The following is a 14,906-nucleotide window of genomic DNA, read 5'->3' on the forward strand; positions in this document are numbered from 1 at the left end:
GCACCATCATCATGCACACAGGCTCGAGGCCTAACAAACTGTCCGGTGTGGGTTAAAGCAGGGGGATGGGAACACACATAGGTAACGGTGTCAGGCACCTAAGGCACTGCTGTTTTTATCCATCCCCCACCGCTTAGCCGAGTGACTACCAAAGATAATTCGGTTAATGGTAATCAAAGAGGGTGTCGAACAAAGGTATGAAGGCACGCTTAAAACACATGGTGACTATTCTTACTACAAACATGTCGTGCCGCTGGCACTTGGTCGGTTTTATTCAATCATCTTCAACAACTCGTTCAGTTTCAGCAGGGCCTCGATCGGCGTCAACGTATTGATATCCAGTTTACGCAGTTTTTCCTTCACGGCTTCGGCTTTGGGATCACCGGCTTCGAAAATCTTGAGCGTGATGTCACTCGCCCGGGGAAGGTCCCGCAATGCTTCGCGTTTGGTATCGCCCGAACCTTCCCGCTGGCTTTCCAACTGTTGCAGAATTTCGCCGGCCCGGCTGACAATGCCCGTCGGCATCCCGGCCATTTGCGCCACGTGAATCCCGAAGCTGTGTTCGCTCCCTCCTTCCTTCAGCTTCCGCAGGAAAATGACTTTGTTGCCCATTTCCTTGACGGCCACGTTGAAGTTCTTGATGCGGGGTAAATCCGTCGCCAGTTCATTCAGTTCATGGTAGTGGGTGGCAAACAGCGTTTTAGCGCGGTAGGTCGGGTGGTTGTGCAGGTATTCGGCAATCGACCAGGCGATGGAAACACCGTCGTAGGTACTGGTTCCCCGCCCGATTTCGTCCATGATCACCAGACTCCGTTCGCTGAGGTTGTTCAGAATGCTGGCGGTTTCGGTCATCTCGACCATGAAGGTCGACTCGCCCCGCGACAGGTTGTCGGAAGCCCCAACGCGCGTAAAAATCTTGTCGACAATACCGATCTCCGCTTCCGATGCCGGCACGAAACTGCCCGTCTGCGCCATCAGCACAATCAGAGCGGTTTGGCGCAGGAGCGCCGATTTCCCGGCCATGTTGGGGCCGGTGATGATGATGATCTGCTGGGTTTCGTCGTCCAGATACAGGTCGTTCGGCACATACGGTTCGCCGGGCGGTAGTTGCTGCTCGATCACCGGATGCCGTCCGTCTTTAATCTGCAAAACCTTCGAATTGGTGATCGTCGGTTTGGTATAGCGGTTTTTCTCGGCGATGCGGGCAAACGACGCCAGCACATCCAGCACCGAAATGACCCGGGCGTTCTGCTGAATGTGGTTGACATATTCGCCGGCCGCCAGCACCAGATCATTGAACATCCGCTGTTCGATGCTGAAAATCTGGTCTTCGGCATTCAGGATTTTGTCTTCGTATTCCTTCAGTTCCGGGGTAATGTAGCGTTCAGCATTCACCAGCGTCTGCTTCCGAATCCACTCCGCCGGAACCCGGGATTTGTGGGCGTTCGACACTTCCAGGTAATAGCCAAACACCTTGTTATAAGCCACTTTTAGCGACGAAATACCGGTGCGCTGCACCTCCCGGTTTTGCAACTGCACGAGGTAATCTTTCCCGGAAAACGCAATGGCGTGCAAACTGTCCAGGTCAGCATTGACGCCACTTTTGATCATGCCGCCCTGGTTGCTCAGCACCGGCGCTTCATCCCGCAATTCCGCTTCAATCTTATCGACCAGAAACGTACATGCATTGAGTTGATCGGCGTATTTTTTAATCGACGACGTCATCGGCTGTTGCGCCAGTGCCGTGATCAGCAATTCTTTGATGGGCAAAATGTGCGACAGCGAACGTTTCAACTGCACCATTTCGCGGGGCGAAATCCGCCGGACGGCCACTTTGGAAATCAGTCGTTCCAGATCGCCAATTTGCTTCAGGTGCAGTTCCAGCGACTCCCGCAGGCTCGGGCCATCGGCCCCCTGAGTAGCATCGCCGTGGCCGGTTTTGAGGAGTTCGACGGTATTGAGCCGCTCTTCAATCAGCGGTTTGTCTTTCAACGGCAACAACAGCCACTTCCGCAGCAGCCGCGCGCCCATCGGCGTAACGGTCTGATCCAGAATCTGAATCAGCGGAATTCCGCCATCCTGCTGCGACGCCACCAGCTCCAGATTCCGAATCGTAAACCGGTCGAGCCAGACATACTTATCTTCTTCGAGCCGCGTCAGCCGGGCAATGTGGTCGATGTCTTTGTGCTCGGTTTCATTCAGGTAATGCAGAATGACCCCAGCCGCCACAATGCCGTCGGTCAGCCCTTCGACGCCAAAGCCTTTCAGGGAAGACGTTTGAAAATGCTGGGTCAGCAAGGGATAGGCGAAGTCGTAGGTAAACGCCCAATCGTCCAGTGTATACGTATTGAATTTATCGCCAAACTGTTCGACAAAATCCTTGCGGTATTTTTTACAAAACAGGATTTCGGACGGATTAAAACTTTGCAGGAGTTTATCGGCATAAGCCGCATTGCCCTGCGACGTAAGGAATTCCCCGGTCGAAATGTCCAGAAACGCCACGCCAAACTGGGCGTCGGCACCCGATCCTTTGGCGAAATGAACCGCAGCCAGGTAGTTGTTCCGGCGCGTATCCAGCACGTTATCGTTAAAGGAAACGCCGGGCGTTACCAGTTCCGTTACCCCGCGTTTGACGATGCCTTTCGCCATCGCCGGGTCTTCGAGCTGGTCGCAGATGGCCACACGCTCGCCCGCCCGAACCAGCTTGGGCAGGTAGGTATCAAGCGAATGATGCGGAAAACCGGCCAGGTCTTCGTTGGCACCGCCGTTGTTCCGTTTGGTCAGCGTAATGCCCAAAATCCGGCTGGCTTTGATGGCGTCTTCGCCGAAGGTTTCGTAAAAATCCCCCACGCGAAAAAGCAGGATGGCACCGGGGTATTTGACTTTAATCTGGTTGTATTGCCGGTTTAGGGGGGTTTCGGTCGGTTTCTTGACAAGCTTCGTGCTGGTACTTTTCACAAATTCCGGATGCTTAATTTAAACAAAAATACGAAATTTTAGGGAGAGGGCGGTCTTCACAACCGGCTTGTTGTCGATAAAGGCGCATTTGTTTGTCCTTTCCGGAAAAGAATATAAATTTCGGCCCGTCATCCGGCAACGACATGAACACCGTTCTTCGGTCTTCAACCATCTGTCCACACACCCGGTTAAAACCCCAGTCCAATGCCCAGAAAAGTCAGTCTCGACGAACTCAATCGCCTAACCGTCGAAGACTTTAAAACCGCTGACAAATACCCGTACGTTTTGATTTTAGACAATGTCCGGAGCCTTAACAACGTCGGGTCGGTGTTTCGCACAGCCGACGCCTTTCGGGCGGAGAAAATCTACCTTTGCGGCATCACCGGTACGCCACCCCACCGCGACATCACCAAGACGGCCCTCGGCGCCACCGAATCGGTCGATTGGGAGCATGTTCAGGATGTAGTTGCATTAATTGATCGGTTGAAGCAGGAAGGCTGGACCATCGCAGCCATCGAGCAGGCCGAGGGCAGCGTCGGTTTGCAGGATTTCGAGCCACTGGCTAACAAAAAGTTTGCATTTGTGTTTGGTAATGAGGTTGCGGGTGTCAATTCCAGTATTATTGAGAAAGCCGACCTGGTGCTGGAAATACCCCAATATGGCACTAAACACTCGCTCAACATCGCCGTCACTGCGGGCATCGTTTGCTGGGATTTTCTGACAAAACTTAACAAAAACTTAACACACTGATTTTGTTTTTCCTGTTTCTTTCGTAGTTGTTTGTAGATTTTTTTATTTACCGCAGTATACCTTAACAACATTCCCATATGAAGACCAAAAAAAAATCGCTGGCAACTGAAATTGCAAGTTCGATTGAAACCAAACTGACCGAAGTAGGCGAACAGTCGAAAAAAGTAAAGAAAGCCATCGAAAAAGCCGCCGAAAAACTAGCCGACCGGGTCAGCAAGCTCTTTAAGAAAGAAGAAGAGAAGAAGAAAAAGCAACTGGCGAAGGCCAAGAAAAAAGCCGATCAGAAAGGCAAGAAAGTCGCCAAAAAGCTCAAAAAAACCACCGTAAAGGCGGCTGACAACGGTCAAGCGAAGGCATCTGCACCCGAAAAAGAAACACCGGCACCCAAAGCGGCAGCCACTCCCAAAGCACCAGCCAAACCTAAACCGGCACCAGCCACCAAACCGACAGCAACCCGGACCACACCCGCCACCCGGAAGACCCCTGCGCCAAAACCGGCACCCGAAACCAGCCCATCCGAATCCTGAAACGAGGGAGTTGCCCCGCTATCTGGTAAACTATTTTTGCGTAGGGCGGTTGCTCTACGCTTTTTTTATTTTCCCCTAATTCCCTTTTAATCTGACACTTACAGAAAATATTGAATACGTATTGCTACGGGTTCACTTTTCAACATACGTTAATTACAACTTTTTATTGTCATAAATTTGAATTATTCCTTATTGTTCAATTACTTAGCATCATAAGTACCCTGTATCTAACGTCTGATAAATACCTATTATTGTTACCCTCTATCCTACTACGTTAACCTCCATTAACAGAGCATCACCTGCTCAAACGCCAGACCAGACTCTTAACACGTGTAAGTTTTTCGTAAAAAAATCCTTGAATAGCTGACTTTCAAAAGATTCGTTCGTCTAAACGGAGTATAGTCTATCAAGTCCACCTAACATGACATAACACATGTCACGACTGACTACCCGTATTCTGATTGTTCTCTCCATCCTGTCGATTGTTGGCATTGTGTCGACGCAGGTTTATTGGGTCAGGAAGGCGTATGAATTGCGAGAACGGCAGTTTCTGCAAACCGTTACCAAAGCGTTGAGCGAAGTGGCCCGGCGCGTGGCCCGCCCTGAAACCGGCGTACCCGTTGGGGTTCAGGTCGTTACTTTGTCTCCGTCGTATTATCTGGTTAATCTGGATGCACCAATCGATCCGAAGAAACTGGACTTCTATTTGGGTGCTGAACTGGAAATTCACCAGATTCTGACTACGTTCGAATATGGTGTCTATGACAACAATGCCGGACAGATTATCTACGAAAACTCGTCCCGGCAACAGGATCAACCGTCTGTAGCCACCGGCAAAAATACGCCCTCGGCGTCATCGCCCTATTATTTTGTCGTCCGTTTTCCCAACCAGGTTCAATACCTGACCCAGCAACTGGACAACTGGATCCTGGCGTCTCTGATCGTTCTGCTGCTCACCTGCTTCTTCATCTACCTGTTCTACCGGATGCTCACGCAGAAAAACCAGACGGATGACCAGCGCGAATTCATCAACAACATGACGCACGAGCTTCAAACGCCCATTTCGTCGATCAAAATTGCCGCCGATGTACTGTCGTCTCCCAAGATCATTGAACAGCCCGAGCGGATGCTGAAGTATGTGCGGATGGTGCAGGAAGAAACCCTGCGGCTCCAGCAGCAGGTCGAGACGGTTTTGACAGTGGCCCGCTCCGACAACAAGGGAGCCTTCAAACTGAACCCGGTTCCCATCGACATGCACGAACTACTGTTCCACCTGGCAGAACGGCACGGCGATTACCTGCATCTGGAACTGGAAGCGCATTACCCGATCGTTCAGGCCGATCGTTTGCACCTGACCAATGTACTGGGGAATTTAGTCGATAACGCGGTTAAATACACACCCGCCAATCCGTTCATCCAGTTGATCACCCGCAATGAAAATGGCCAGTTTGTTCTTTTTGTTCAGGACAATGGCATTGGTATTGCGCCCGAACACCAGCCCCACATTTTCAACGCGTATTACCGCGCACCGGGTGCCAATACCCACAGCGTCAAAGGGTTCGGCCTAGGCTTAAGCTACGTACAGAAGATCGTGAAAGCCCACCGCTGGAAATTAAGCGTCAGCAGCGCCCCCGGTCAGGGAAGCACATTCAGCATCCGGATTCCCCAACCAACCGTTCAACCCATCCGAAGCCAAAAAGAGTTAAGAGTTAAAAGTTAAGAGTTGGCTGACGCATTCTTCTTGTTCTTGCGTCAGCCAACTCTTAACTCTTAACTCCCTTTATTTAGCCGCTTTTTCAGCCGGAGCGGTTTTTACCCGCATGATTCCGTTCATGATCCGCCAGTGACCGGGGAAGGTACACACGAACGGATAATCGCCGGGTTGGGCCGGAGCCGTGAACTTCAACCGGTAGGTCTGCTCGGGATTGACGAGGGGCGACGATGCCACCACCTGCGGGATAGATGGCACATAATTCCGTTCTGCACCATCTTTCGCCGTAATCAGCTTATCAGCAGCCGCGCCAATGATTTCCAGCGACTTCGGTTTGCCGACCACAATGTTGTGTTGCATGGCGTCGGTGTTCTCGAAAATGATTTCGACCTGTTTGCCCGCCGTGACCGTAAACTCCTTTTTGTCAAACTGCAACGCTTCCTTGATCGGCTTGATGCGAACGGTTTCGACATTCGGATCGACGGCAGGTTCGGCCGATACTCCCCAGGCCTGCAACACCCGATTCATCCGCTCCCGGTTCTCACTCGGAATCGTAGTGACCAGGCTGGCAACAAACGATTTGTCAGCCTCTTTCAGCGTCGCTTTCCGCCGGAATCCCCACCCATCGGAAATACCTTTTACAATGGCGGTACTGCCTGCAGCATCCAGTTGTTGCGACAGCCGGAGCAACCCAACAACCGCATCTGCCGGTGCTGCCGAGGTGTAGTTCCGAATCGCCCGTTCCAACACAAACGCACTCATGCTCTGTGGTGGACGATAGGTCAGTTTATGCGTAAATCCATTGTTGTTTTCATTTCCTTCGGCCAGGACATTGTTCCCATCCACGGTAGCCACCACCGAATAGTCTCCGGCCGTCTCAAACGAAACCGTAAAGTTGGTATTCCAGGGACCGTTGTTTCCCTCCTGAATGACCACGGTTTCGCCCGGTTTAATTCCCGCCGTGTGTTTCTGGCTGACATACTCCGTTTTCCGGCCCTGTCCTTCAATCCGAATCGCCAGCGGAATTGGCGTTCCTTCCGGTATGGCGACACCGCCCCGGTTGGTCACTTCGACAAAAATGCGGGTCGATTCGCGTACATAGGGAGAAGCCGGTTCGGTGCGCACTTTCGTAATCACCAGATCCGGTTTATCACTCGAAGAAGCCATTGTGGGAGCAGGCTGCGCGGTGGTTTGGGCCGTCATGGCCGCGTGGTCGTGGTGGCCGCTCATCGACTCCGGTGCTTTTGACCCCGACTTGCTGTTCTGCACCATTTGCTTCAGAAAAGTCTGCATCAGCTTCCCGTCGTGGCTCGTCAACGCGCAGGCAAAAGCATCCGGCAACCAGCGATCGTTTACTTCTTTGGCGTCGTTCAGGCGGGTCAGAACGGCGGTTTCTACGGCTGGTGTCAACGGCATTTCCGAAAAAGCCAGCAGTGTATTCAAAACCACCAGCGGCTCTTTGTCATTCAACGCATTGGCTTGCAGCAACGCACTAGCCGATGCTTCGTTGCGGGGCAGCACCTGAACGGCGGTTTTTCGAACTCCGGCACAGGCATGTTTCAAAGCCGCCGTGGCGGTTTGCAGCGCATTCGCATCCGAACCGTCCAGCGCTCCCAACCCCTGCAACGTCCACAGGGCGTGGATGGCCGACGGGTTGATCCCGATTTCGTCCAGTGTCTGGTCTTTCACCAGACCCAGCAGTTGCGGAACGACATCCTTCTGCCCTCTCTCCACCAGCAACCGCTGCGCCGTCTGACGCCAGAACATGTTGTTATTTTTCAAAGCCGCCACCAGTTCCGCCGGACGATCCTTGCTCAGCGACAAAGGCGTATAAGCCGGAGCTTTCTTGTAGGCAACCCGGTAAATCCGACCATGGGTAAAATCGCGCAAATCCGTCTGGTACGCATTTCCCGGCCCATTCTGGGCACCTTTCGGCGTTGGGTTGTGCTGAATGATGTAGCTGTACCAATCGACGACCCAAACTGCGCCGTCGGGACCCACCTCGGCAAAAACCGGGGCGACCCACTCATCAGCGCCGGCCAGCAGGTTGAAACCCAGCCCTTCGCTGTCGTCAAAGTCGGTCCCTTTTTTCACCATGATGTTCTGGTGCAGAATGTGACCGGTTGGCTCCGACACAAAGGCCACCTTATTCCAGTAGCTTTTCGGGAAGGCGCGGGCCGTGTAGAAATTGTGCCCGGCAGCCGCCGTAAAGCCTCCAAACACATCGACCTGCCGCACTTTTTCCGTAATCGGTTTCATGTCCTTGTGCGTATCGGTGCCGCGACTGCCACTACCAATTCCGCCGGGGAAATACCGGTGCGGAATCGCCATGTACCAGCCGTGGGAATTGTTGGCCGTTGAGCCAAACACATCGCCGGTTTCGTTGAAAGCCAATCCCCAGGTGTTGTTGGAGGTGCTCGTCACGAATTCCAGTTTCGAGCCATCGGGTTTGAAGCGGAAAAAACCCTGTGAAAATTTGAGACTATCCGCTCCCACTTTACCCACAAAACCGGAATAACCAATGCAGCCCCAGACCCAGTTGTCGAAACCAACGTGCAGGTTAGACGGACCGGCGTGGGTGTCACCCGTCCCGAAACCGGTAAACAGAATCTTTTTCTCGTCGGCCTTGTCGTCGCCGTTGGTATCTTTCAAAAACAGCATGTGCGGTGCCTGCGACACCATAATGCCCCCGTTGACGAACGCCAAACCGGTCGGAATACTCAGGCCGTCGGCAAACTTGGTAAACTTATCCGCCTTGCCGTCTTTGTTGGTATCTTCGCAAATGAGGATGTAATCGGTTCCTCCCGTGTCTTTCCGCTCGTTCGGATAATCCTTGGTAATCAGCACAAAAAGCCGTCCGCGCTCATCCCACGCCATCGCAATCGGGTGCATCACGTCGGGTTCGTGGGCAAACTGTTCCAGTGTAAAATCGACCGGCACCTGAATGTGTTTCATCGATTCTTCGGGCGAAAGCGGCAACTGGCGCATCTGCGGCCCCGAGCGTTTTTCGTAGTTCGGCAAATTAGCCTCAACATACTGGAAGGGCTGCGGTTTCAGATCGTCGTGCAACTTTTTCACCTTGTCGCCCACCGCCCAGAGAATGCCCTGCTCGATCAAATCCTGAAAACCGGGGACATTCCACGTCCGTTGATCGTGACCGTAAGCCGTGTAGAAAACCCGGCCTTTGCCGTAGTTGCGCGTCCAGGTGTAGGGTTCGGTTTTCTGACCGGGCCGGTCTTTTTCCTGATCCGCTTTGATATCGCGTACCGCCAGCACATTGTTGTCGGCCTGAAGTTTTTCGTGCAGATACGTTTCGTCGTAGGCTTTGAACGGTTTCAGGCCCATGATGGCCGGGTGGCCGGGCTGAACGGTCAAGGTCTGAATCGTATCCATGCGGTGACGCCAGAATTGCCCGCCCACCATTTTGACGTATTCCGGCGAATTCCGGAAACAATACGAAGCGCAGTGGATCGGAATCAGGCCTTTACCACCCGCCACAAAATCGATCAGTGCCTTTTCCTGGGGCTGCGGAATGCTATCCCAGTTGGCATAAATCAACAAACCGTCGTATTTCGCCAGGTTCTCGGCATTGATGTCTTCCAGCCGATCGGTGTAGGTCAGGTTAATGCCTTTATCCCCCAACGCAGCCATCAGTTCCGGCACACGTTCCGACGGGCGGTGGTGGCCGTTATCGCCCAGAAACAGAATTTCCGTCCGCCGGGGCTGGTCGGGATTCGTGGCCGAAACGCCGGGGCGTCCGCCCATGTCGCGTGGACTGCTGGCCGGTTGCCGACGTGCGCAATCGGTTAGCAGAACCACCAGACCCAGGGTCAGAAATATATTAAAGTTTTTCATAGTGGGTTGTTTTAACGCGTGGTATTATAAACTCCCAAAATCCGGCAAATTCTTCAGCTTGCCGCCTTCCATCGCCGAGTCGTGCGCCAGAATGCCCACGCTCGTCCAGTTGGCCGATTGCACCGCATTGGGGAACGGGTCGCGGTTTTCGACAATGGCCGACACAAACTCGTGCACCATGTGCGGGTGTGAACCGCCGTGACCACTGCCCTGAATGAAGGACAAGTGGGCGTTATCTTCCTCGTTATAAACCCCCTGGGTCGTGAATGACTGAATTTCAGCGGGCAGATAGTGCGCAAAATCCGGCACTTTCACCCGTTCCGGAATCTCGGGCTCGGGCTTTTTGGCGGTATGAATAACCGGATCTTCGCCTTCGATCAGTGGCCATTCGAACGATTTCAGCGAGCCGTAGACTTCAAAACTTTCGCGGTATTGGCGGGCGGTATCGAACAAAGACCGGTAGACGTACGCCGATAAGTCACTGTCTTTGAACTTGATGTGAGCCGATTCAACCGCAAACGGAGAGTTGTAATGCGGAATCAGTTCTTCCCGGATCGTTCCGGAACCAAAGCAAGAGACATATTCGGCTTCCAATTGCAGCAAACCGGCCACCGGGCCAACGCAGTGGGTAGCGTAGTGCATGGGTGGCAAACCGGGCCAGTAGCCGGGCCAGCCGTCCATGTCCTGCTGGTGACTGGCTTTCAGAAACTGGATTTTCCCCAACTCCCCTTTTTCATATAACTCCTTGACAAACAGAAACTCACGGCTATACACCACCGTTTCCATCATCATGTATTTTTTGCCGGTTTCGTTGCAGGTTTTCACAATTTCCATGCACTCTTCCACCGAAGTTGCCATCGGAACCGTGCAGGCCACGTGTTTTCCGGCGCGCAGGGCTTTCAAGGTCTGTTCGGCGTGGTTGTGAATCGGCGAATTGATGTGAACGGCGTCCACATTCGGATCGGCCAGCAGGTCGTCGATGTTGCTGTAGCGTTTTTCAATGCCGAAGGCATCACCGATTTCATTGAGTTTTTCTGTATTGCGCTGGCAAATGGCATACATGTTCGTATGCGGGTGACGCTGATAAATGGGGATGAACTCGGCTCCGAAGCCCAGTCCGACGATGGCAATATTGATTTTCATACTGGTAGAACGGATTTTCCGACCCGTCTCTCTTTTGGATTTAGAACCGGTCTGCAACCAATTTTAACAAGTGGCAGCCGTGGAGTGATGAAATTAATTAATAATTTGGGTTGCTTGTTGCAAAATTTTGGGATGAATAAATCCATTGATTCCGGCTTATTCCTATTTATTCTCAATCAATTACTACAAAAGTAAGCAACAATTTATGATTCTTCTCGGCTTTTCTTGCCAAATACCGATTGTATTTTAACTAAAAAAGTTTGATAAATTTGTGAAAGACAGCAAAAGAGAGTAAACTTATGCGAATTGCCCTGCGAAAAGACCTGGAACCCGTTGCATCTTCCTTCATTGTGAAGGAGCTTGTTGAACCACACTTCGACCCCAACTGGCATTTTCACCCGCACTACCAGTTGTTTCTGGTGGTGGAAGGAACCGGAACCCGGTTTATTGGCGACTCGATCAAGCCCTTTTCGGAGGGTGATCTGGTTTTTCTGGGGCCAAATTTACCGCATCTCTGGCGCAGCGATCACGCGTTTTTTCAGCGCGATTCAGGTCTGGTAACCCGGGGCATTGTTGTCTATTTTCCGGAGGACTTTCTGGGTGATCACTTCTTCGATAAACCGGAAATGAGCCTCATCCAGCAGTTGCTCGAACACGCCCGCCGGGGTCTGGAATGGACCGGTCCGACCCTGAAACGGGTGCAGGAGGCCCTGCAGATACTAGCCAGCCAACCGGTCAATTTCAACCGTGTGATGACCCTGCTCAGCCTGCTCGATGAACTCTCCCACGCCGTCGACTACCGGTATATTACCAGCCTGGGGTATACCAACACCGTAAAACCGTCGGAGACCGACCGGATGCAACAGGTGCATAATTATGTGCTGGGCCATTTTCATGACGACATCAGCCTGGATTCCGTGGCCGATCTGGCGGGGATGACCCCTCCGGCTTTCTGCCGCTATTTTAAAGCCCGAGCCAACAAAACGTTTTCAGAATTTGTATCGGAAATCCGCATTGGCCACTCCTGTAAACTGCTGATGGAAGGCAAATTGACGGTCACGCAAGTTAGTTACGAAAGTGGTTACCGCACCCTTTCCAACTTCAACCGCCAGTTCAAAGGCATTACCGGGCAGACACCGTCGGAATATGTCCGCACCGTTCGGGCGGTCTAACAACGTCCAACAGCCTTGTTTTGCTATCTTTGCCCCATGCAAGGCACTATTCTCATTATCGACGACGAAGACCGACTTCGCCAACTTCTGGCCCGACTCCTCAGCCTTGAAGGATATCATGTTCTGGAAGCCAACAACGCCCGCAATGGCCTTCGGGTGCTGGAACAGGAAGACATTCATCTGGTGATCAGCGACGTGAAGCTGCCCGACAAAAACGGTATCGACCTCACAGCCCAGATCCGACAACAGTATCCCGCCACCGAAATCATTGTTCTGACCGCATTCGGCACCATTGCCGATGGCGTTACCGCCATTAAAAACGGAGCTTTCGATTATATTACCAAAGGGGATGACAATGATCGAATCATTCCGCTCGTCAGCCGGGCCATCGAAAAAGCCCAGTTGCAGTTCCGGATTCGGCAACTGGAAGAAAAAGTCAGCAAACGCTATGGTTTTGAGAGCATTATCGGCGAATCGAAACCCATTAAACAGGCCGTTGACCTGGCCCGAAAAGTAGCGGTAACCGATACAACCGTGCTGCTGACCGGCGAAACCGGAACGGGAAAAGAAGTGTTTGCGCAGGCGATTCATCAGGCCAGTCCCCGGCGGTCGGGCGCGTTTGTAGCGGTCAATTGCAGTGCGCTGGGGAAAGAAATTCTGGAAAGTGAACTCTTTGGCCACCGTGCCGGAGCGTTTACAGGGGCAGTCCGGGACAAAAAAGGATTGTTCGAGGAGGCCAGTAAAGGAACTATTTTTCTGGACGAAATCGGCGAAATGGCCCTCGATCTGCAGGCCAAACTGCTCCGGGTGCTGGAAATGCACGAGTTTATCCGGGTCGGCGACACCAAACCGACGAAAGTGGATGTGCGCGTTGTGGCTGCCACCAACCGCGATCTTGAACGGGAAGCCACTGCCGGGCAATTTCGACTGGATCTCTATTACCGGTTGTCGGTTTTCCGGATCGAGTTGCCTTCGCTGCGCGACCGACGCGACGACATCCCGGCTTTGGCGGAGCAATTCGCCCGGCAAAGTGCGTTAAAAATCGGAAAACGTGACGTATTACTCCGGCCGGATTTTCAGCAAAAGTTGCAGCAACACGATTGGAAGGGAAACATTCGGGAGCTAAAAAATGTGATTGAGCGGGCGGTTATCCTCGCCGATGGACCGGAATTAACCCCCGAGCTTCTGCCCTACGATCTGCTCTATGCCGGGAAATTTACGCCCACCGGACCGGTTTTTGATCTGGCTCAGGTGGAAGAAAATCACATCCGGCATGTTCTCCACCATACGAACGGCAACAAAACCGAAGCCGCCCGGCTTCTCAACATCGGTCTTACCACGTTGTACCGAAAAATAGCAGAATACCAGATTAGTTAAGAGTTTGGTCCCATTTCAGATGTGAAGAACAAATTGACCGGCTCGCCCTTGCGACCGGTTCCAGCTTGAATGTAACTCACAACGTTGATTTATTAAAAAGTTATGCCATACGTACGTAAGCTTTCGGAAGACGGTTTTTTATTTTGCAAAAACTGACGAAAAGCAGGCGTACAATCGCTTTAACCAAACAAATTCAGTTGTTTTTTCCGCAGAAAACGGGTCGTGTCCAGTTTCGGGAAGGCATGGTTAGGCATGTATTTCTGGAGCGCAATGTCGTGAAACTGCCGGATCTGTTCGGCAAACTTGCCCTCGCCCGACATCCGGGTTCCAAACCGTGAATCGTTCAACTGACCGCCGTGACACTCACGGATCTGATTCAGCACTTTGTCGGCCCGATCCGGGTAATTTTTGCGAATCCAGTCTTCAAACAAAGGCCCGATAGCCCCATTCAGGCGCACAATGGTATAGCCTGCACACGATGCTCCGTGCCGGGCAGCCGCTTCGATCAGTTTTGGGATCTCCTGATCGGTCAGTCCGGGAATAATCGGCGCCGTCATGACACCCACCGGAATGCCGGCTTTCGTGAGTTCAGCCACGACCTGCAACCGCCGATTGGCCGGAACCGTCCGGGGTTCCATCAACATCCGAAGCTTATCATCCAGGGTTGTAATGGTGATCAGAACCATCACGAGGTTGTGAGCCGCCAACTGCTGCAACAGGTCTTTATCCCGCAAAATGAGCGCGTTTTTCGTGATGATGCTGACCGGATTCCGGTAGATCAGACACAATTCCAGAATCCGGCGGGTCAATTGAAACCGACGTTCAGCGGGCTGGTAGCAATCCGTATTACCAGACAAATGAATGACTTCCGGCTGGTAATTTTTCGACAGGAACTCCTTTTCCAGCAAGGCCGGTGCGTTTTTTTTGACCATGATCTTGCTCTCGAAATCAAGCCCCGCCGAAAAGCCCCAAAACTCGTGTGAGTTGCGGGCATAGCAGTAAATGCAGCCGTGTTCACAGCCCATGTATGGGTTTACGGAAGCGATAAAGCCGATGTCCGGGCTATTGGGCCGACTGACAATCTGTTTGGGGTTTTCCTCATAAAACTGCGTTCGAATGGTTGGTTCCGGGAAATCATCGTCGGGAACATTTTGCTCGTCATCGGGTTCTATCCGCAAGGCCTGAAAGCGATTTGGCGCATTGAACTGGGCTCCGCGCCCTTTTAAATAGTCGTTTTTCATATCCTTGAGTCGTCAGCAGTTCTGTCCGTAATAATATAAGTAAAATATATACAACACAACTAAAATATAAATTATTTTCCAGGCTGAGAATTTGTACGCCTTCGCCTGTTAATTTTTCTTAAATAACCCTCTTACTTTGCCTACCTTTTTGATTATATCGAACTTGCCGTCG

9 protein-coding genes are annotated in these 14,906 nt (G+C 52.2%); 5 read left to right on the forward strand and 4 right to left on the reverse strand.

Features of this window, described 5'->3' with window-relative positions; translation table 11 throughout:
- Positions 1-270 precede the first annotated feature (270 nt).
- Positions 271-2,958 (reverse strand): DNA mismatch repair protein MutS, encoded by a 2,688-nt coding sequence (gene mutS, locus DUE52_RS09560; protein WP_114405783.1) that lies wholly within the window; start codon positions 2,956-2,958, stop codon positions 271-273.
- Between the two features lie 204 nt (positions 2,959-3,162).
- Here mutS and DUE52_RS09565 point away from each other — a divergent pair, with 204 nt between their 5' ends.
- The 3 genes from DUE52_RS09565 (at position 3,163) to DUE52_RS09575 (ending at position 5,955) form a co-directional block, all read left to right on the forward strand.
- Positions 3,163-3,708: an RNA methyltransferase gene (locus tag DUE52_RS09565; RefSeq protein WP_114405784.1), complete on the forward strand. Its 546-nt coding sequence runs from the start codon at positions 3,163-3,165 to the stop codon at positions 3,706-3,708.
- 77 nt (positions 3,709-3,785) lie between these two features.
- Positions 3,786-4,235, forward strand: coding sequence for a hypothetical protein (locus DUE52_RS09570; RefSeq protein ID WP_114405785.1), 450 nt, complete (start codon positions 3,786-3,788; stop codon positions 4,233-4,235).
- A gap of 433 nt (positions 4,236-4,668) precedes the next feature.
- A complete protein-coding gene (locus tag DUE52_RS09575; protein WP_114405786.1) occupies positions 4,669-5,955 on the forward strand; it encodes a sensor histidine kinase in 1,287 nt (428 codons plus the stop codon).
- Positions 5,956-6,015: 60 nt separating this feature from the next.
- Here the strand turns inward: DUE52_RS09575 and DUE52_RS09580 are convergent, their stop codons facing one another.
- Together DUE52_RS09580 and DUE52_RS09585 are read right to left on the reverse strand one after the other, a co-directional pair.
- On the reverse strand, positions 6,016-9,801 hold the full coding sequence (locus DUE52_RS09580; protein ID WP_114405787.1) for a PVC-type heme-binding CxxCH protein: 3,786 nt from the start codon (positions 9,799-9,801) through the stop codon (positions 6,016-6,018).
- Positions 9,802-9,825: 24 nt separating this feature from the next.
- Positions 9,826-10,944 carry a Gfo/Idh/MocA family protein gene (locus DUE52_RS09585; RefSeq protein ID WP_114405788.1) on the reverse strand — a complete coding sequence of 373 codons (1,119 nt, stop codon included), beginning with the start codon at positions 10,942-10,944 and terminating at the stop codon, positions 9,826-9,828.
- Positions 10,945-11,243: 299 nt separating this feature from the next.
- Here DUE52_RS09585 and DUE52_RS09590 point away from each other — a divergent pair, with 299 nt between their 5' ends.
- Together DUE52_RS09590 and DUE52_RS09595 are read left to right on the forward strand one after the other, a co-directional pair.
- On the forward strand, positions 11,244-12,116 hold the full coding sequence (locus tag DUE52_RS09590; protein ID WP_114405789.1) for an AraC family transcriptional regulator: 873 nt from the start codon (positions 11,244-11,246) through the stop codon (positions 12,114-12,116).
- Between the two features lie 36 nt (positions 12,117-12,152).
- Positions 12,153-13,493, forward strand: coding sequence for a sigma-54-dependent transcriptional regulator (locus tag DUE52_RS09595; protein WP_114405790.1), 1,341 nt, complete (start codon positions 12,153-12,155; stop codon positions 13,491-13,493).
- A gap of 179 nt (positions 13,494-13,672) precedes the next feature.
- Here DUE52_RS09595 and DUE52_RS09600 read toward each other — a convergent pair whose 3' ends face one another.
- On the reverse strand, positions 13,673-14,734 hold the full coding sequence (locus DUE52_RS09600) for a PA0069 family radical SAM protein (RefSeq protein ID WP_114405791.1): 1,062 nt from the start codon (positions 14,732-14,734) through the stop codon (positions 13,673-13,675).
- Positions 14,735-14,906 lie beyond the last annotated feature (172 nt).

It is taken from the genome of Larkinella punicea (assembly GCF_003334855.1).
GTDB lineage: Bacteria > Bacteroidota > Bacteroidia > Cytophagales > Spirosomataceae > Larkinella > Larkinella punicea.

Excerpts from the sequence above, each read along its gene's own strand:
- DUE52_RS09565 (WP_114405784.1), top strand. The coding sequence starts at position 3,163 with ATGCCCAGAAAAGTCAGTCTCGACGAACTCAATCGCCTAACCGTCGAA.
- DUE52_RS09570 (WP_114405785.1), top strand. The coding sequence starts at position 3,786 with ATGAAGACCAAAAAAAAATCGCTGGCAACTGAAATTGCAAGTTCGATT.
- DUE52_RS09575 (WP_114405786.1), top strand. The coding sequence starts at position 4,669 with ATGTCACGACTGACTACCCGTATTCTGATTGTTCTCTCCATCCTGTCG.
- DUE52_RS09580 (WP_114405787.1), bottom strand. The coding sequence starts at position 9,801 with ATGAAAAACTTTAATATATTTCTGACCCTGGGTCTGGTGGTTCTGCTA.
- DUE52_RS09585 (WP_114405788.1), bottom strand. The coding sequence starts at position 10,944 with ATGAAAATCAATATTGCCATCGTCGGACTGGGCTTCGGAGCCGAGTTC.
- DUE52_RS09590 (WP_114405789.1), top strand. The coding sequence starts at position 11,244 with ATGCGAATTGCCCTGCGAAAAGACCTGGAACCCGTTGCATCTTCCTTC.
- DUE52_RS09595 (WP_114405790.1), top strand. The coding sequence starts at position 12,153 with ATGCAAGGCACTATTCTCATTATCGACGACGAAGACCGACTTCGCCAA.
- DUE52_RS09600 (WP_114405791.1), bottom strand. The coding sequence starts at position 14,734 with ATGAAAAACGACTATTTAAAAGGGCGCGGAGCCCAGTTCAATGCGCCA.